Raw genomic sequence first — 15583 nt, forward strand, 5'->3', positions numbered from 1 at the left:
ATGGCCACCACTACCGCATCGGCCACCTCGGTCGACGTCGTCGACGCCAAGGGCGCCAAGACCAGCACGGTCGAGCTGCCCGTCGAGCTGTTCGACGTCGTCACCAACGTCCCGCTCATCCACCAGGTCGTCGTCGCCCAGCAGGCCGCCGCTCGTCAGGGAACCCACAAGACCAAGCGTCGTGGCGAGGTCTCCGGCGCCGGCCGCAAGCCGTTCAAGCAGAAGGGAACCGGTCGCGCTCGTCAGGGCTCGATCCGCGCCCCTCAGATGACCGGCGGTGGCATCGTCCACGGTCCGCAGCCGCGTGACTACGCGCAGCGCACCCCCAAGAAGATGATCGCCGCCGCGCTCCTCGGGGCTCTCTCCGACCGTGCCCGCGGTGCCCGCGTCCACGTCGTCGAGGGCTTCGTGGCCGACACGATCTCGACCAAGGTCGCGCTCGACCTGCTCGCGACGATCGCGTCCAGCAAGCACGTCCTGGTCGTCATCGACCGCGACGACGAGCTGACCCGCAAGAGCGTCCGCAACGTGCCCACGGTCCACGTGATCACGTACGACCAGCTCAACGCCTACGACGTGCTGGTCAGCGACGACATCGTCTTCACCAAGAGCGCCTTCGACGGCTTCGTCGCCTCGAAGACCAAGAAGGAGGCCTCCGCATGAGCGGCTACGGAAAAGACCCCCGCGACGTCATCATCGCGCCCGTCGTCTCCGAGAAGAGCTACTCCCTGATCGACCAGGGCAAGTACACCTTCATCGTCGACCCGCGGTCGAACAAGACCGAGATCAAGCTCGCCATCGAGAAGATCTTCGACGTCAAGGTCGACAGCATCAACACGCTCAACCGAACGGGCAAGACCCGTCGCACCCGTTTCGGTACCGGCAAGCGCAAGGACACCAAGCGCGCCATCGTGACGCTCAAGTCCGGTTCCATCGACATCTTCACGGCTGTCGGCTAGGGAGCAGAGGGATAAAACATGGCTATTCGTAACTACAAGCCCACGACCCCGGGCCGCCGCGGTTCGTCGGTCGCCGACTTCGCCGAGATCACACGCTCGACGCCTGAGAAGTCGCTGCTCCGTCCGCTGTCGAAGTCCGGTGGGCGCAACAACGCCGGCCGTATCACGACGCGTCACATCGGTGGTGGCCACAAGCGCCAGTACCGCGTGATCGACTTCCGTCGTAACGACAAGGACGGCGTCAACGCCAAGGTCGCTCACATCGAGTACGACCCCAACCGCACCGCGCGCATCGCGCTGCTCCACTTCGTGGACGGCACCAAGCGCTACATCATCGCGCCGAACAAGCTGTCGCAGGGTGACATCGTCGAGTCCGGTCCCGGAGCCGACATCAAGCCCGGCAACAACCTGCCGCTCAAGAACATCCCCGTGGGTACCGTCATCCACGCCATCGAGCTCAAGCCCGGTGGCGGCGCGAAGATGGCCCGCTCGGCCGGTGCCTCGGTCCGTCTCGTCGCCAAGGACGGCCCCTACGCGCAGCTCCGTCTGCCGTCGGGTGAAGTCCGCAACGTCGACGCCCGCTGCCGCGCCACGATCGGCGAGGTCGGCAACGCCGAGCAGTCGAACATCAACTGGGGCAAGGCCGGCCGCATGCGCTGGAAGGGCGTCCGCCCGACCGTCCGTGGTGTCGCGATGAACCCCGTCGACCACCCGCACGGTGGTGGTGAGGGCAAGACCTCCGGTGGTCGCCACCCGGTCAGCCCGTGGGGCCAGAAAGAAGGCCGCACGCGCCACCCCAACAAGGAGAGCGACAAGCTCATCGTCCGTCGTCGTAACGCTGGCAAGAAGCGTAAGTAGGAGTTGTAGAAGATGCCACGCAGTCTTAAGAAGGGCCCCTTCGTTGACGACCACCTGCTTCGCAAGGTCGTCTCGCAGAACGAGGCCAGCACCAAGAACGTCATCAAGACCTGGTCGCGCCGATCGATGATCATCCCGAACATGCTGGGACACACCATCGCCGTGCACGACGGACGCAAGCACATCCCCGTGTTCGTGACCGAGAGCATGATCGGCCACAAGCTCGGTGAGTTCGCGCCCACCCGCACCTTCCGTGGTCACGTGAAGGACGACAAGAAGGGTCGTCGCCGCTAACGCGGCGGCGTAAGGAGGAGAGAAATGGTGGAGTCGATCGCACGCGTGCGTCACATCCGCGTCACCCCCATGAAGGCCCGTCGCGTCGTCAACCTGATCCGCGGCAAGCAGGCCCAGGAGGCACTGGCCATCTTGAAGTTCGCGCCCCAGGGTGCGAGCGAGCCCGTCTACAAGCTCGTCGCGTCGGCCATGGCCAACGCACGAGTCAAGGCGGACAAGGACAACAGCTTCCTCGACGAGCAGGACCTCTACGTGAGCCGTGCATTCGTCGACCAGGGCGCCACCCTCAAGCGGTTCCAGCCGCGTGCACAGGGCCGCGCCTTCCAGATCCTGAAGCGCACCAGCCACATCACGATCGTCCTCGCGACGCCGGATGAGGTCGAGGCTGCCGACGCTACGAAGAAGGCGAGCAAGTAATGGGCCAGAAAGTCAACCCGTACGGCTTCCGTCTGGGCATCACCACCGACCACGTGTCGCGGTGGTTCACCGACAGCACCAAGCCGGGACAGCGCTACAGCGACTATGTCGCCGAAGACGTCAAGATCCGCACGCTGCTCAAGACCTCGCTCGACCGCGCCGGTGTGGCGAAGATCGAGATCGAGCGCACCCGCGACCGCGTCCGCGTCGACATCCACACGGCCCGTCCGGGCATCGTGATCGGGCGTCGTGGCGCCGAGGCCGAGCGCATCCGCGGCGACCTCGAGAAGCTCACGGGCAAGCAGATCCAGCTGAACATCCTCGAGGTCAAGAACCCCGAGGCCGAGGCTCAGCTCGTCGCACAGGGCATCGCCGAGCAGCTCGCTGCTCGCGTGGCGTTCCGTCGTGCGATGCGCAAGGGCCTGCAGGGCGCTCAGCGCGCCGGCGCCAAGGGTGTCCGCATCCAGGTGTCGGGTCGCCTCGGCGGCGCCGAGATGAGCCGCTCGGAGTTCTACCGCGAGGGCCGCGTCCCTCTGCACACGCTCCGCGCCAACATCGACTACGGCTTCTACGAGGCCAAGACCACGTTCGGTCGCATCGGTGTGAAGGTCTGGATCTACAAGGGCGACATCACCAACAAGGAGCTCGCGCGCGAGCAGGCGAACCAGAAGTCGTCTCGCCCCGAGCGCCGCAACGACCGTGACGGTGCCCGTCGCGGCGGGGGCGACCGCGCTCCCCGCGAGCAGAAGGCACCCGCCACCACAGGAGCTGAGGCGTAACCATGCTTATTCCCCGTCGTGTCAAGCACCGCAAGCAGCACCACCCCGGTCGCAGTGGCCAGGCCACTGGTGGCACCAAGGTCAGCTTCGGTGAGTACGGCATCCAGGCCATCACGCCCGCTTACGTGACCAACCGTCAGATCGAGTCCGCTCGTATCGCCATGACGCGTCACATCAAGCGTGGCGGCAAGGTCTGGATCAACATCTACCCCGACCGCCCCCTCACGAAGAAGCCCGCCGAGACCCGCATGGGTTCCGGTAAGGGCTCGCCCGAGTGGTGGGTCGCCAACGTCAAGCCGGGTCGCGTGCTCTTCGAGCTCAGCGGCGTCAGTGACGAAATCGCGCGCGAGGCACTCACTCGTGCGATCCACAAGCTGCCCCTCAAGGCACGCATCATCAAGCGCGAGGAGGGCGACGCATAATGGCGATCGGATCCAAAGAGCTCCGTCCGACCGAGCTCGACACTTTCGAAGACGAGCGTCTGGTCGACGAACTCAAGAAGGCCAAAGAAGAGCTGTTCAACCTGCGCTTCCAGTCGGCCACCGGCCAGCTCGAGAGCCACGGCCGCCTGCGTGCCGTGAAGCGCGACATCGCTCGCATCTACACGGTCCTGCGTGAGCGCGAGCTCGGCATCCGTGCCACCCCCGCCCCGGTCGAGGCCGCCCCCAAGGCGACCAAGAAGTCGACCAAGAAGGCTGCCGCCGACGAGGCGCCTGCCGCCGACACCGCCGAGACCGCCGAGGAGAAGTAATGGCTACCGAGAACAAGACCGAGGTCGACTCGGCAGCTGTCGAGGTCCGCGGCTACCGCAAGACCCGTCGCGGCTACGTGACCAGCGACAAGATGGAGAAGACCATCGTCGTCGAGGTCGAGGACCGCGTGAAGCACCCCCTGTACGGCAAGGTCATCCGCCGCACGTCCAAGGTCAAGGCGCACGACGAGGCCAACGCGGCCGGCGTCGGCGACCTCGTCGTGATCAGCGAGACCCGTCCGCTCAGCGCCTCCAAGCGCTGGCGCCTGGTCGAGATCCTCGAGAAGGCGAAGTAGGCCTCGCGGCCTGCTTGCGTAGAAGGAGACACAAGTGATTCAGCAGGAATCCCGCCTCAAGATCGCCGACAACACCGGTGCGAAAGAGATCCTCACCATCCGCGTCCTCGGAGGCTCCGGCCGCCGTTACGCCGGTCTCGGTGACGTCATCGTCGCGACGGTGAAGGACGCCATCCCCGGCGGCAACGTGAAGAAGGGTGACGTCGTCAAAGCCGTCATCGTTCGCACCAAGAAAGAGGTCCGTCGTCCGGACGGCTCTTACATCAAGTTCGACGAGAACGCCGCAGTGATCCTGAAGGCCGATGGGGACCCCCGTGGTACCCGCATCTTCGGGCCGGTCGGTCGCGAACTTCGCGACAAGAAGTTCATGAAGATCATCTCGCTGGCGCCGGAGGTTATCTAAGTCATGGCAAACATCAAGAAGGGTGACCTGGTTCAGGTCATCAGCGGCGCCACGCAGGCCCGCGGCGGAGACCGCGGCAAGCAGGGCAAGGTCCTCGAGGTGCTCGTGGAGCGCAACCGCGTGGTCGTGGAGGGTGTCAACTTCGTCACCAAGCACGTCCGCGTCGGCCAGACTCAGCGCGGCACGAAGACCGGTGGCATCGAGACGCACGAGGCACCGATCCACGTGTCGAACGTCGCCATCGTCGACCCCAAGACCAAGAAGCCGACCCGCGTCGGATTCCGTGAAGAGACGGTCACCAAGGACGGCGTCACCAAGACCGTCCGTGTCCGTTTCGCCAAGGCGTCGGGAGAGAACCTCTGATGACTGACACCACCACCACGACGCCGGCTCTGCCCCGTCTGAAGGCCAAGTACCGTGCGGAGATCCTTCCGCAGCTGAAGAGCGACTTCGGCTTCACGAACGTCCACCAGGTCCCCGGCCTGGTCAAGATCGTCGTGAACACCGGTGTCGGCGAGGCCGCCCGCGACAGCAAGATCATCGACGGCGCGATCAAGGACCTCACCGCCATCACCGGTCAGAAGCCGCAGGTCACGAAGGCCCGCAAGTCGATCGCCCAGTTCAAGCTGCGCGAGGGTCAGCCCATCGGCGCCCACGTCACGCTTCGCGGCGACCGCGCGTGGGAGTTCCTCGACCGGCTGCTGTCGCTCGCACTGCCCCGCATCCGCGACTTCCGTGGTCTGAGCGACCGCCAGTTCGACGGAAACGGCAACTACACGTTCGGCCTCACGGAGCAGAGCATGTTCCACGAGATCGATCAGGACCGCATCGACCGCGTGCGTGGCTTCGACATCACCGTCGTGACCACCGCCAAGAACGACGACGAGGGTCGCGCGCTGCTCAAGGCGCTCGGCTTCCCGTTCCGTTCGGCCGACTCGGCCAACTAAGATCGTCCGGTCGGCAACTCGCACGTCGAGTTGCCGGCCGTTCCCCTGAGGTCGTGGAGATTCGCTCCACGACCAACCGATCGTCCAGGTCGGCACCCGGTGTACCGGATGTCGAAACCGGATGAGAAAGAGATCAATCGCATGACGATGACAGATCCGGTCGCAGACCTGCTGACCAGACTGCGCAACGCGAACTCGGCCTTCCACGAGACCGTGTCGCTCCCGAGCAGCAAGCTCAAGTCCCACATCGCCGAGATCCTCAAGCGCGAGGGTTTCATCGAGTCGTGGAAGGTCGAAGACGCACGCGTCGGACAGACCCTCACGATCGACCTGAAGTACGGCCCCGCCCGCGAACGCTCCATCAAGGGCATCAAGCGCGTGTCGAAGCCCGGACTCCGGGTCTACGCCAAGTCGACCGAGATCCCCCAGGTTCTGGGCGGCCTCGGCGTCGCCATCCTGTCGACTTCCTCCGGTCTTCTGACCGACCGCGAGGCCGAGAAGAAGGGCGTGGGCGGAGAAGTCATCGCCTACGTGTGGTAATTCGTCATGTCACGAATCGGAAGACTCCCCATCTCGATCCCTGCCGGGGTCGACGTGAAGATCGACGGCCAGGCCGTCACCGTCAAGGGCCCCAAGGGTGAGCTGTCGCTCGTCGTGAAGAGCCCCATCGAAGCCAAGCTCGAAGAGGGCACGGTCGTCGTGACCCGCCCCGACGACGAGCGCGAGTCGCGTTCGCTGCACGGCCTCACCCGTACCCTCATCGCCAACCAGATCATCGGTGTGACGCAGGGCTACACGAAGGGTCTCGAGGTCGTCGGTACCGGTTACCGCGTCCAGGCCAAGGGCTCGAACGTCGAGTTCGCTCTGGGTTACTCGCACCCCATCACCGTCGAGCCGCCCGTGGGCATCAGCTTCACGGTCGAAGGCAACAACAAGCTCACGGTCGTCGGAATCGACAAGCAGGCCGTCGGCGAAGTCGCCGCCAACATCCGCAAGCTGCGCAAGCCCGAGCCCTACAAGGGCAAGGGCGTGCGCTACGCCGGCGAGGTCGTCCGCCGCAAGGCCGGAAAGTCAGGTAAGTAATCATGGGTCTCGGTACACGAGGAAAGAGCAAGTCGGCCGCCACCAAGCGCCGTCACACCCGCCTGCGCAAGAAGGTCGTGGGCACCGAAGAGCGCCCCCGTCTCGTCGTCACCCGTTCGGCCCGTCACGTCTTCGTGCAGGTCGTCGACGACAGCAAGGGCTTCACCGTCGCCAGCGCATCGACCCTCGAGGCCGACCTGCGCACGTTCGACGGTGACAAGACCGCGAAGTCCCGCAAGGTCGGCGAGCTCGTCGCCGAGCGCGCGAAGGCCGCGGGCATCGAGGCCGTCGTGTTCGATCGCGGCGGCAACAAGTACGCCGGACGCGTCGCGGCCATCGCCGAAGGCGCCCGAGAGGCTGGTTTGAACCTGTGAGCGACGCTACGAACACCACACCCCCCGCAGAGCCCGAGGCGACCAAGGCTCCGGCCGAGGCCGTCGTCGAGCGTCCCGTCGAGACGGCTGCAGGCTCCGAGTCCAACAACCGCGAGGGTGGTCGCACCGACCGCCGTGGCGGCCAGGGTCGCGGAGACCGCAACCAGGGCGGCCGTGGCCGCGGTGACCGTGACGACAAGAGCCAGTTCCTGGAGCGCGTCGTCACCATCAACCGCGTGTCTAAGGTCGTCAAGGGCGGTCGTCGCTTCAGCTTCACCGCGCTCGTCGTCGTCGGAGACGGCAACGGACTCGTCGGCGTCGGCTACGGCAAGGCCCGCGAGGTCCCGACCGCGATCAGCAAGGGCGTCGAAGAGGCCAAGAAGAACTTCTTCCGCGTCCCCCGCATCGGCAACACCATCCCGCACCCCGTGCAGGGCGAAGCCGCTGCCGGCGTCGTGATGCTGCGTCCGGCCTCGGCCGGTACCGGTGTCATCGCGGGTGGTCCCGTCCGCGCCGTCCTCGAGTGCGCCGGAGTGCACGACGTCCTGAGCAAGTCGCTCGGTTCGTCGAACACGATCAACATCGTCCACGCGACCGTCGAGGCGCTCAAGCAGCTCGAAGAGCCGCGAGCCGTCGCCGCCCGTCGTGGACTCGACATCGACGCTGTCATGCCGGCCTTCATGGTCCGTGCAGAGCAGGCAGCGCGTACCGCCGCAACCGAGAAGGCAGGTGCCTGATGGCCGCCAACCTCAAGGTGACCCAGATCAAGTCCGTAATCAGCGAGAAGCAGAACCAGCGTGACACGCTGCGGAGCCTGGGCCTCAAGCGAATCGGCCAGTCGGTCGTTCGTGAGGACACCAAGCAGAACCGCGGCTACGTCAACACGGTCGCTCACCTCGTGAAGGTCGAGGAGATTGACTAATGGCTGACGAGAAGAAGGAGACGGCCGAGAAGGCCGCTCCGAAGAAGGCCGCCGCCACCAAGGCGACGACCACCAAGGCCGCTGCCCCCAAGGCGGCTGCCAAGAAGCCGGCCGCCGACAAGGCTGCCGCTTCGACGGGTTCGACCACCAAGGCCGCTCCCACCGCGAAGTCGTCCGACGACGTCGCCCGTCCCCAGGTGCTCAAGGTGCACCACCTTCGCCCGGCTCCCGGTGCCAAGACGGCGAAGACCCGCGTGGGACGCGGTGAGGGTTCGAAGGGTAAGACCGCCGGACGTGGCACCAAGGGTCAGAAGGCCCGGTACCAGGTCAAGGTCGGCTTCGAGGGTGGCCAGATGCCGCTCCACATGCGTACGCCGAAGCTGCGCGGGTTCAAGAACCCGTTCCGCGTCGAGTACCAGGTCGTCAACCTCGAGAAGCTCGGCGAGCTGTACCCGCAGGGCGGTGACGTCACCGTGAGCGACCTCGTCGCGAAGGGTGCCGTCCGCAAGAACGAGAAGGTCAAGGTCCTCGGACAGGGCGACCTCAGCGTCAAGCTGACCGTCGCGGTCGACAAGGTCTCCGGCTCCGCCGAAGACAAGATCGTCGCCGCCGGCGGGTCCGTCACCAAGTAATCCCTGAGGGGGTGGCCCGAGAGGGCCACCCCCATCAGTCGTCTATCCTCGTACCGGGAGGCACCACGTGTTCAGAGCTGTCGCGCGAATCATGCGCACCCCCGACCTTCGTCGCAAGATCGGGTTCACGCTCGGCATCATCGCGCTCTTCCGGTTGGGCTCGTTCATCCCTGCGCCGTTCGTCGACTACCAGAACGTCCAACTCTGCCTCGCCGGCAACCAGGGGACCTCGGGCCTCTACGAGCTCGTCAACCTCTTCAGCGGCGGCGCGCTCCTCCAGCTCTCGGTCTTCGCGCTGGGCATCATGCCCTACATCACGTCGTCGATCATCGTGCAGCTGCTTCGTGTGGTCATCCCGCACTTCGACACCCTGTACAAAGAGGGCCAGTCCGGTCAGGCCAAGCTGACCCAGTACACGCGTTACCTCACGATCGCCCTCGGCATCCTGCAGTCGACCACCCTGATCACGGTCGCCCGTTCCGGCGCTCTGTTCAGCGGATCCGGCGCGGCGGAGTGCAGCCAACTCATCACGAACGACGCCTGGTACGCCGTCATGCTCATGGTCATCACGATGACCGCCGGCACCGGCCTCATCATGTGGATGGGCGAGCTCATCACCGAGCGCGGCATCGGCAACGGCATGTCGCTCCTCATCTTCACGTCGATCGCGGCTCGCTTCCCCACGGCTCTCTGGAGCATCGCTCAGGCGCGCAGCTTCGAGATCTTCCTCATGGTCATCGCCGTCGGTCTCGTCATCATGGCGGCCGTCGTGTTCGTCGAGCAGTCGCAACGGCGGGTCCCGGTCCAGTACGCCAAGCGCATGGTCGGACGTCGGACGTACGGCGGCAACAACACGTACATCCCGATCAAGGTCAACATGGCCGGCGTCGTGCCCGTCATCTTCGCCTCGTCGCTGCTCTATCTCCCGGCTCTGGTCGCTCAGTTCAACCAGCCCGCCGACGGGACGGCTCCGCCCGCGTGGGTCAGCTGGGTTCAGGCGAACCTCACCTCGGGAGACAACCCGCTCTACATGCTGGTGTACTTCGCGCTCATCGTCGGATTCACCTACTTCTACGTCGCGATCACCTTCAACCCCGAGGAGGTCGCCGACAACATGAAGAAGTACGGCGGCTTCATCCCCGGCATCCGGGCCGGTCGCCCCACGGCCGAGTACCTCGACTACGTCCTGACCCGTGTCACGTTGCCGGGCTCGCTCTACCTCGGAATCGTGGCCCTCATCCCGCTGATCGCCCTCGCCACGGTGGGTGCCAACCAGAACTTCCCGTTCGGCGGTGCGAGCATCCTCATCATCGTCGGTGTCGGCCTCGAGACCGTGAAGCAGATCGACTCGCAGCTGCAGCAGCGCCACTACGAAGGGCTCCTCCGATGACCACCGGTGTCGAAGGTCACGTCAGCCCGCGCCTCCTGATCGTCGGTCCTCCCGGGGCGGGCAAGGGCACGCAGGCGACGGCCATCGCCGAGACGTTCGGGATCCCCGCGATCTCGACCGGCGACATCTTCCGGGCGAACGTCAAGAACGAGACGGAGCTCGGCCTCAAGGTCAAGGCGATCCTCGATGCCGGCGACTACGTCCCGGACTCCCTGACCAACGAGCTCATCTCCGACCGGCTCGCCCAGCCCGACGCGGCCGACGGGTTCCTCCTCGACGGGTACCCCCGTACGATGCAGCAGGTCGAGTTCCTCGACGCGCATCTGTCCGAGCAGGGTCAGAGCCTCAACGGGGTCGTGCAGCTGGTCGCCGATCGCGACGAGATCGTCGAGCGCCTGCGCAAGCGCGCCGCGGAGCAGGGGCGGTCCGACGACACCGAGGACGCCATCCGACACCGTCAGGACGTCTACCTCCGCGAGACCGCTCCGCTCATCGAGACCTACCGCGAGCGGGGGCTCCTGCTCGAGGTCGACGGACTCGGTGGCATCGACGAGGTCGCCGGTCGCATCGACTCGGCGCTCGGCGCCCGCGGGTTCCGGCCGACCGCGTCGGCTTCCTGACGCTCGTGGGTCTGCGGAAGCCCGGCATCTACAAGAGCCGGGACGAGATGCGACTCATGGTCCGGCCCGGTGTGCTCACGGCCTCGTCGCTCGACGCGGTCGAGGCTGCTCTCCGCCCGGGTGTGACGACCGGTGAACTCGACGTCGTCGCCGAAACGGCCATCCGTGAGGGCGGCGGCATCCCCAACTTCATGCTCGTGCCCGGCTACCGCAACACGATCTGCTCCTCGGTCAACGACGAGGTCGTGCACGGCATCCCCGGCGCCCGGATCCTGCGACCCGGCGACATCGTGTCGATCGACAGCGGTGCCGAGGTCGCGGGATGGAACGGCGACAGCGCCCGGACCTTCGTCCTCGACGACCCCGACCGGCCCGAGCTGGTGGCCGAACGCCGTCGACTGAACGACGTCACCGAACAGGCTCTGTGGCACGGGATCGCCGCGCTGGCCGGCGCCCGACGGCTCGACGAGGTCGGCGGCGCCATCGAGGACTACGTCGAGGCCCAGGGCGCGTTCGGGATCATCGAGGACTACACCGGCCACGGCATCGGCCGCTCGATGCACGAGGATCCTCCCGTCTTCAATTACCGCGTCTCGGGCCGCAGCCCCGTCGTGAAGCCCGGCCTCGTCGTCGCCATCGAGCCCATGATCACCCTGGGGACGATCGACACCGTGACCGGGTCGGACGACTGGACGGTCGCCACCACCGACGCCTCCGACGCCAGCCACTGGGAGCACTCCGTGGCCGTGCACGACGACGGCATCTGGGTGCTCACCGCCCACGACGGCGGTGCGGCCGGTCTCGCCGCCCTGGGCGTGCGTCCCGTCCCCGTCCCCTAGCCGTTGCCGACGGAGCAGGTCGCCTCAGCGGCCGTCTGACCGCTGATGGTGGAGGGGAGCGTCGTGACCGGCGCCTCGGTCGCCGTACCCGTCGCGCCGGACGCCGTGGCAGGAGCGGCCGGTTCGCCGGTGGCGGGCGCCGCTGCGGACGAGTCGGCCACCGACCCGCGTCCCGTGCTCTCGTCGCCCACCGTGAACTTGGTGTCGTCCGCCAGGGCCGCGTTCAGCGTCGCCGCGTCCGCATCGGCGGCCACCACGCGGTTCGAGTCGTACGGATCGTCGACGACCGGGTACTGCACGAAGACGATGTCGGCCGGGCTCAGGTTCCGGGCGGCGTACGCGAGCTGCACCAGGGTGTCGGGGGAGTTGAGCGTCGACGACAGAGCCATGTTGCTGAGCGCCGCCGAGGCCAGCTTGTAGAGGGTCGCCGGATTCGAGAGGGTGCCACCCGACAGGATCTGGCGCATCATCGCCGACAGGAAGACCTGCTGCGAGCTGATGCGGGCGAGGTCGCTGCCGTCGCCCACGCCGTGGCGCGTCCGGAGGAACGCGAGCGCGTCGACGCCCTGGAGGGAGTGCGTGCCCGCGGAGAGGTCGAGACCGCTGTCGGTGTCGGTGATCCGCTGGGCGACGCAGACGTCCACGCCGCCGAGGGCGTTCGACATCTCCATCACGCCGTCGAATGTGATCGACGTGGCGTAGGGGATCGACAGCCCGGTGATCGACTCGACGGTCGAGACCGTGCACGAGAGGCCGCCACGGCCGAGGGTCGTGTTGAACTGCACACGCGTCTCGGCCGGGTAGTAGGTGCCGTCGGGTCCGGTGCACTCGGGGACGGCGACCATGAGGTCGCGGGGGAAGCTGACGGCGCTGAGCTGGGTGTGGTCCTCGGACAGGTGGACGAGGATCGTCACGTCGTTCCGCGATCCGTCGGAGACGCCGGCGTCGACCTGGCTGCCCGAGACGCGCTCGTCGGTGCCGACCAGGAGGATGTTCGCGCCGCCCTTGATCTCGGAGATCTTGATGTCCTTCACGGCGTCCTCGTTGCCGAGCACGACCGTCGACACCCCGTAGGTGGCCGAGCGGACCGCGATGGCCGCGATCGACACGCCGCTCACCATCAGCACGGCCAGGGTGCCGGCGACGAGCGCGAGCAGGGTCCGGACGGGTCCGCGACGACGCAGTCTGCCGTGTCGCGCGACGCCCCGTGGGCTCGGCGGGGTGGTTCGACCGGGCATGCGGGCTCCCTGTTCGGCGATCTGTCGTCGGAATCGGCGTGTCGCATCGACAACGCAGGTTGCTGAACTATAGCGGCATCACATAAGATCGATCTTTGGTGTCTCGTGCTTGTTTCTGCATGCCCGAGGACACCGCATCCCCGCACGACCAACACTCCCAATTCTGAGCGACAGTGAGGCTATGGCCAAAAAAGACGGTGTCATCGAAATCGAAGGCGCAGTGGTCGAGGCTCTGCCCAACGCTATGTTCCGCGTTGAGCTGACCAACGGACACAGAGTTCTCGCCCACATCTCCGGAAAGATGCGTCAGCACTACATCCGCATTCTTCCCGAGGACCGCGTGATCGTCGAACTCTCGCCCTATGACCTGACCCGCGGCCGGATCGTCTACCGCTACAAGTAGGGCGTGCTGGAAAGGAACGGCCCCGCGCACCCGTGGGGCACGAAGCCAGCGAGATCAAGGAATCAGCAATGAAGGTCAATCCCAGCGTCAAGCCCATCTGCGAGCACTGCAAGGTGATCCGCCGCAAGGGCAACGTCATGGTCATCTGCAAGAGCAACCCCCGCCACAAGCAGCGTCAGGGCTAGTTCTCGGGTCGCCTCGAGCGACCTGAAGATGCCGGCCGGTCCGTCCGGCCAACAGCGATACAGACAAAGCAGCACCAGAACCCCGACGCCCCGGCGTCCGGGGGGACACCCCGGGTCGGAGGCCCGGGCACCGGTGTTGTGACAGACCTCCACCACTCTCTGAGGAGAAGCCACCATGGCACGTCTAGCAGGCGTTGACATCCCGCGCGACAAGCGCGTGGAAGTCGCACTGACCTACATCTACGGAGTCGGCCGCACCCGTGCGCTCCAGACTCTCGCCGACACCGAGATCGACGGCAACATCCGCGTCAAGGACCTCACGGACGACCAGCTCGTCCTCCTCCGCGACCACATCGAAGGCAACTTCAAGGTGGAGGGCGACCTCCGCCGCGAGGTGGCAGCCGACATCCGCCGCAAGGTCGAGATCGGCAGCTACGAGGGCATCCGCCACCGCCGTGGCCTGCCTGTCCGTGGACAGCGCACCAAGACGAACGCTCGTACCCGCAAGGGCCCGAAGCGCACCGTCGCCGGCAAGAAGAAGGCTCGATAGGCCACGGCGCCCGCCGTACTCGCCATCTAGGTTGTAGGAGAAAAAATTGGCAGCACCGAAGTCGGCCGCGCGTAAGCCCCGCCGCAAAGAGAAGAAGAACGTCGCCGTGGGTCAGGCCCACATCAAGAGCACGTTCAACAACACCATCGTTTCGATCACCGACCCCTCGGGTGCCGTGCTGAGCTGGGCTTCGTCCGGCGCCGTCGGCTTCAAGGGCTCGCGCAAGTCGACGCCCTTCGCCGCGCAGCTCGCTGCCGAGTCGGCCGCTCGTCAGGCGCAGGAGCACGGTGTGAAGAAGGTCGACGTGTTCGTCAAGGGTCCGGGTTCCGGTCGCGAGACGGCGATCCGCTCGCTCCAGGCCGCCGGCCTCGAGGTGGGTTCGATCAACGACGTCACCCCCCAGGCGCACAACGGCTGCCGCCCGCCGAAGCGTCGTCGCGTCTAACTGAGTTACCGCCCGTCGCGCTCTCCTCTCCCGGTCGACACCGGGCCGAGGAGGCGCGGCGGGCTACACCGCGTTCGCACCGCCTCCTGCTCCACCGGCAGGGGCACCACAACTCAACAGACCCGACGGGCCAGCCACCTGTCGTACCGCCAAGAGTCATATAGCGGACTCTTCGCCGAAAGGAATCCACAGTGCTCATTGCACAGCGCCCCACCCTCACCGAGGAGAACATCTCGGAGTTCCGCTCCCGATTCGTGATCGAGCCGCTCGAACCCGGCTTCGGTTACACCCTCGGCAACTCGCTGCGCCGCACCCTTCTGTCGTCGATCCCCGGAGCCGCTGTCACCAGCATCCGCATCGACGGTGTGCTGCACGAGTTCACGACCGTTCCCGGTGTCAAAGAAGATGTCACCGAGGTCATCCTCAACATCAAGCAGCTCGTCGTCTCGAGCGAGCACGACGAGCCCATCACGGCCTACCTGCGCAAGCAGGGCGCCGGTCAGGTGACGGCCGCCGACATCTCGGCTCCGGCCGGTGTCGAGATCCACAACCCCGAGCTCGTCATCGCGACGCTGAACGACAAGGCCAAGTTCGAGCTCGAGCTGACCATCGAGCGCGGCCGCGGCTACGTCTCGGCCGTCCAGAACCGCAGCGAGTTCAGCGAGGCCGGTCAGATCCCGATCGACTCGATCTACTCGCCCGTGCTGAAGGTGACCTACCGCGTCGAGGCGACTCGTGCCGGTGAGCGCACCGACTTCGACCGCCTGGTCGTCGACGTCGAGACGAAGCCGGCGATCTCGCCGCGCGACGCCATCGCGTCGGCCGGTCGCACGCTGACCGAGCTGTTCGGTCTGGCTCGCGAGCTGAACACGGCCGCCGAGGGCATCGAGATCGGCCCCGCGCCGGTCGACGCCGTGCTCTCGAGCGAGCTGCAGACCCCGATCGAGGACCTCGACCTGTCGGTGCGCAGCTACAACTGCCTCAAGCGCGAGGGCATCAACACGGTGTCCGAGCTCGTCGCCCTGTCCGAGACGCAGCTCATGAACATCCGCAACTTCGGTCAGAAGTCGGTCGACGAGGTGAAAGACAAGCTGGTCGAGCTCGGTCTCTCGCTGAAAGACACGGTCCCCGGGTTCGACGGAGCCCACTTCTACAGCGGCTACGACGAGGAAGAGACCAACTAGGTCTCGTCCCCCGA

At 66.3% G+C, this 15583-nt stretch carries 27 protein-coding genes; 26 read left to right on the forward strand and 1 reads right to left on the reverse strand.

Annotation, left to right across the window (positions count from 1 at the left end; all coding sequences use genetic code 11):
• The 21 genes from rplD (at position 1) to map (ending at position 11564) form a co-directional block, all read left to right on the forward strand.
• Entirely contained in the window at positions 1–663 is a 663-nt protein-coding gene (gene rplD / locus FFA01_RS04290; protein WP_146853341.1) for a 50S ribosomal protein L4, read from the forward strand.
• Positions 660–959 (forward strand): 50S ribosomal protein L23, encoded by a 300-nt coding sequence (gene rplW / locus FFA01_RS04295; RefSeq protein WP_146853343.1) that lies wholly within the window; start codon positions 660–662, stop codon positions 957–959. Before rplD ends, rplW begins: the two co-directional genes overlap by 4 nt.
• Before the next feature lie 18 nt (positions 960–977).
• On the forward strand, positions 978–1817 hold the full coding sequence (gene rplB / locus FFA01_RS04300) for a 50S ribosomal protein L2 (RefSeq protein WP_146853345.1): 840 nt from the start codon (positions 978–980) through the stop codon (positions 1815–1817).
• Between the two features lie 12 nt (positions 1818–1829).
• On the forward strand, positions 1830–2111 hold the full coding sequence (gene rpsS, locus FFA01_RS04305; RefSeq protein ID WP_055799891.1) for a 30S ribosomal protein S19: 282 nt from the start codon (positions 1830–1832) through the stop codon (positions 2109–2111).
• A gap of 24 nt (positions 2112–2135) precedes the next feature.
• A complete protein-coding gene (gene rplV / locus FFA01_RS04310) occupies positions 2136–2528 on the forward strand; it encodes a 50S ribosomal protein L22 (protein WP_146853347.1) in 393 nt (130 codons plus the stop codon).
• On the forward strand, positions 2528–3307 hold the full coding sequence (rpsC, locus tag FFA01_RS04315; protein WP_123355174.1) for a 30S ribosomal protein S3: 780 nt from the start codon (positions 2528–2530) through the stop codon (positions 3305–3307). Before rplV ends, rpsC begins: the two co-directional genes overlap by 1 nt.
• A gap of 2 nt (positions 3308–3309) precedes the next feature.
• Positions 3310–3729: a 50S ribosomal protein L16 gene (gene rplP / locus FFA01_RS04320; RefSeq protein ID WP_146853349.1), complete on the forward strand. Its 420-nt coding sequence runs from the start codon at positions 3310–3312 to the stop codon at positions 3727–3729.
• Positions 3729–4058, forward strand: a complete 330-nt coding sequence (gene rpmC / locus FFA01_RS04325) for a 50S ribosomal protein L29 (RefSeq protein ID WP_146853351.1) — start codon at positions 3729–3731, stop codon at positions 4056–4058. The genes rplP and rpmC overlap by 1 nt, the downstream gene beginning before the upstream one ends.
• Positions 4058–4354: a 30S ribosomal protein S17 gene (gene rpsQ, locus FFA01_RS04330; RefSeq protein ID WP_146853353.1), complete on the forward strand. Its 297-nt coding sequence runs from the start codon at positions 4058–4060 to the stop codon at positions 4352–4354. Before rpmC ends, rpsQ begins: the two co-directional genes overlap by 1 nt.
• 34 nt (positions 4355–4388) lie before the next feature.
• Positions 4389–4757: a 50S ribosomal protein L14 gene (rplN, locus tag FFA01_RS04335; protein ID WP_043593350.1), complete on the forward strand. Its 369-nt coding sequence runs from the start codon at positions 4389–4391 to the stop codon at positions 4755–4757.
• A 3-nt stretch (positions 4758–4760) separates the two neighbouring features.
• On the forward strand, positions 4761–5120 hold the full coding sequence (gene rplX, locus FFA01_RS04340; protein WP_146853355.1) for a 50S ribosomal protein L24: 360 nt from the start codon (positions 4761–4763) through the stop codon (positions 5118–5120).
• Positions 5120–5704: a 50S ribosomal protein L5 gene (gene rplE, locus FFA01_RS04345; RefSeq protein WP_146853357.1), complete on the forward strand. Its 585-nt coding sequence runs from the start codon at positions 5120–5122 to the stop codon at positions 5702–5704. The genes rplX and rplE overlap by 1 nt, the downstream gene beginning before the upstream one ends.
• Positions 5705–5845: 141 nt before the next feature.
• Positions 5846–6244, forward strand: a complete 399-nt coding sequence (gene rpsH, locus FFA01_RS04350) for a 30S ribosomal protein S8 (RefSeq protein ID WP_146853359.1) — start codon at positions 5846–5848, stop codon at positions 6242–6244.
• 6 nt (positions 6245–6250) lie between these two features.
• Positions 6251–6787 (forward strand): 50S ribosomal protein L6, encoded by a 537-nt coding sequence (gene rplF / locus FFA01_RS04355; protein WP_146853361.1) that lies wholly within the window; start codon positions 6251–6253, stop codon positions 6785–6787.
• Between the two features lie 2 nt (positions 6788–6789).
• Complete coding sequence (rplR, locus tag FFA01_RS04360; protein ID WP_043593341.1) at positions 6790–7161, forward strand: 50S ribosomal protein L18; 372 nt, start codon at positions 6790–6792, stop codon at positions 7159–7161.
• Entirely contained in the window at positions 7158–7898 is a 741-nt protein-coding gene (gene rpsE, locus FFA01_RS04365; RefSeq protein ID WP_146853363.1) for a 30S ribosomal protein S5, read from the forward strand. The genes rplR and rpsE overlap by 4 nt, the downstream gene beginning before the upstream one ends.
• Positions 7898–8083, forward strand: a complete 186-nt coding sequence (gene rpmD / locus FFA01_RS04370) for a 50S ribosomal protein L30 (RefSeq protein ID WP_043593338.1) — start codon at positions 7898–7900, stop codon at positions 8081–8083. The genes rpsE and rpmD overlap by 1 nt, the downstream gene beginning before the upstream one ends.
• On the forward strand, positions 8083–8715 hold the full coding sequence (gene rplO, locus FFA01_RS04375) for a 50S ribosomal protein L15 (protein WP_146853365.1): 633 nt from the start codon (positions 8083–8085) through the stop codon (positions 8713–8715). Before rpmD ends, rplO begins: the two co-directional genes overlap by 1 nt.
• Positions 8716–8782: 67 nt before the next feature.
• On the forward strand, positions 8783–10105 hold the full coding sequence (gene secY, locus FFA01_RS04380; RefSeq protein ID WP_146853367.1) for a preprotein translocase subunit SecY: 1323 nt from the start codon (positions 8783–8785) through the stop codon (positions 10103–10105).
• A complete protein-coding gene (locus tag FFA01_RS04385; RefSeq protein WP_146853369.1) occupies positions 10102–10725 on the forward strand; it encodes an adenylate kinase in 624 nt (207 codons plus the stop codon). The genes secY and FFA01_RS04385 overlap by 4 nt, the downstream gene beginning before the upstream one ends.
• Before the next feature lie 5 nt (positions 10726–10730).
• Positions 10731–11564 (forward strand): type I methionyl aminopeptidase, encoded by an 834-nt coding sequence (gene map / locus FFA01_RS04390; RefSeq protein WP_280178059.1) that lies wholly within the window; start codon positions 10731–10733, stop codon positions 11562–11564.
• Here map and FFA01_RS04395 read toward each other — a convergent pair.
• Entirely contained in the window at positions 11561–12802 is a 1242-nt protein-coding gene (locus FFA01_RS04395; RefSeq protein ID WP_146853371.1) for an LCP family protein, read from the reverse strand. The genes map and FFA01_RS04395 overlap by 4 nt on opposite strands.
• 181 nt (positions 12803–12983) lie before the next feature.
• Between FFA01_RS04395 and infA the strand changes: the two genes are divergently transcribed.
• The 5 genes from infA to FFA01_RS04420 all read left to right on the forward strand — a co-directional run bounded on the left by infA (position 12984) and on the right by FFA01_RS04420 (position 15569).
• Complete coding sequence (infA, locus tag FFA01_RS04400) at positions 12984–13205, forward strand: translation initiation factor IF-1 (RefSeq protein WP_055811571.1); 222 nt, start codon at positions 12984–12986, stop codon at positions 13203–13205.
• A 68-nt stretch (positions 13206–13273) separates the two neighbouring features.
• Positions 13274–13390 (forward strand): 50S ribosomal protein L36, encoded by a 117-nt coding sequence (gene rpmJ, locus FFA01_RS04405; RefSeq protein ID WP_043593327.1) that lies wholly within the window; start codon positions 13274–13276, stop codon positions 13388–13390.
• A gap of 175 nt (positions 13391–13565) precedes the next feature.
• Positions 13566–13940 carry a 30S ribosomal protein S13 gene (gene rpsM, locus FFA01_RS04410; protein ID WP_055799939.1) on the forward strand — a complete coding sequence of 125 codons (375 nt, stop codon included), beginning with the start codon at positions 13566–13568 and terminating at the stop codon, positions 13938–13940.
• Between the two features lie 46 nt (positions 13941–13986).
• Positions 13987–14385: a 30S ribosomal protein S11 gene (gene rpsK / locus FFA01_RS04415; RefSeq protein WP_055799944.1), complete on the forward strand. Its 399-nt coding sequence runs from the start codon at positions 13987–13989 to the stop codon at positions 14383–14385.
• Positions 14386–14576: 191 nt separating this feature from the next.
• The gene (locus tag FFA01_RS04420; protein WP_055799947.1) at positions 14577–15569 is read left to right on the forward strand and encodes a DNA-directed RNA polymerase subunit alpha; all 993 of its coding nucleotides are present in this window, start codon (positions 14577–14579) and stop codon (positions 15567–15569) included.
• The last annotated feature ends 14 nt before the right edge of the window (positions 15570–15583 follow it).

This window comes from Frigoribacterium faeni, from assembly GCF_007988805.1.
Classification (GTDB): Bacteria; Actinomycetota; Actinomycetes; order Actinomycetales; family Microbacteriaceae; genus Frigoribacterium; species Frigoribacterium faeni.

Bases quoted from the DNA above. Each gene is read 5' to 3' on its own strand.
- rplP (WP_146853349.1), top strand. From the start codon at position 3,310: ATGCTTATTCCCCGTCGTGTCAAGCACCGCAAGCAGCACCACCCCGGT.
- rpmC (WP_146853351.1), top strand. From the start codon at position 3,729: ATGGCGATCGGATCCAAAGAGCTCCGTCCGACCGAGCTCGACACTTTC.
- FFA01_RS04395 (WP_146853371.1), bottom strand. From the start codon at position 12,802: ATGCCCGGTCGAACCACCCCGCCGAGCCCACGGGGCGTCGCGCGACAC.
- rplD (WP_146853341.1), top strand. From the start codon at position 1: ATGGCCACCACTACCGCATCGGCCACCTCGGTCGACGTCGTCGACGCC.
- rplE (WP_146853357.1), top strand. From the start codon at position 5,120: ATGACTGACACCACCACCACGACGCCGGCTCTGCCCCGTCTGAAGGCC.
- rplX (WP_146853355.1), top strand. From the start codon at position 4,761: ATGGCAAACATCAAGAAGGGTGACCTGGTTCAGGTCATCAGCGGCGCC.
- rplF (WP_146853361.1), top strand. From the start codon at position 6,251: ATGTCACGAATCGGAAGACTCCCCATCTCGATCCCTGCCGGGGTCGAC.
- rpsS (WP_055799891.1), top strand. From the start codon at position 1,830: ATGCCACGCAGTCTTAAGAAGGGCCCCTTCGTTGACGACCACCTGCTT.
- rpsH (WP_146853359.1), top strand. From the start codon at position 5,846: ATGACGATGACAGATCCGGTCGCAGACCTGCTGACCAGACTGCGCAAC.
- rplB (WP_146853345.1), top strand. From the start codon at position 978: ATGGCTATTCGTAACTACAAGCCCACGACCCCGGGCCGCCGCGGTTCG.
- rpmD (WP_043593338.1), top strand. From the start codon at position 7,898: ATGGCCGCCAACCTCAAGGTGACCCAGATCAAGTCCGTAATCAGCGAG.
- rplR (WP_043593341.1), top strand. From the start codon at position 6,790: ATGGGTCTCGGTACACGAGGAAAGAGCAAGTCGGCCGCCACCAAGCGC.
- rplW (WP_146853343.1), top strand. From the start codon at position 660: ATGAGCGGCTACGGAAAAGACCCCCGCGACGTCATCATCGCGCCCGTC.
- rpsC (WP_123355174.1), top strand. From the start codon at position 2,528: ATGGGCCAGAAAGTCAACCCGTACGGCTTCCGTCTGGGCATCACCACC.
- rpsM (WP_055799939.1), top strand. From the start codon at position 13,566: ATGGCACGTCTAGCAGGCGTTGACATCCCGCGCGACAAGCGCGTGGAA.
- FFA01_RS04385 (WP_146853369.1), top strand. From the start codon at position 10,102: ATGACCACCGGTGTCGAAGGTCACGTCAGCCCGCGCCTCCTGATCGTC.
- rpmJ (WP_043593327.1), top strand. From the start codon at position 13,274: ATGAAGGTCAATCCCAGCGTCAAGCCCATCTGCGAGCACTGCAAGGTG.
- rpsQ (WP_146853353.1), top strand. From the start codon at position 4,058: ATGGCTACCGAGAACAAGACCGAGGTCGACTCGGCAGCTGTCGAGGTC.
- rplO (WP_146853365.1), top strand. From the start codon at position 8,083: ATGGCTGACGAGAAGAAGGAGACGGCCGAGAAGGCCGCTCCGAAGAAG.
- infA (WP_055811571.1), top strand. From the start codon at position 12,984: ATGGCCAAAAAAGACGGTGTCATCGAAATCGAAGGCGCAGTGGTCGAG.
- rplV (WP_146853347.1), top strand. From the start codon at position 2,136: ATGGTGGAGTCGATCGCACGCGTGCGTCACATCCGCGTCACCCCCATG.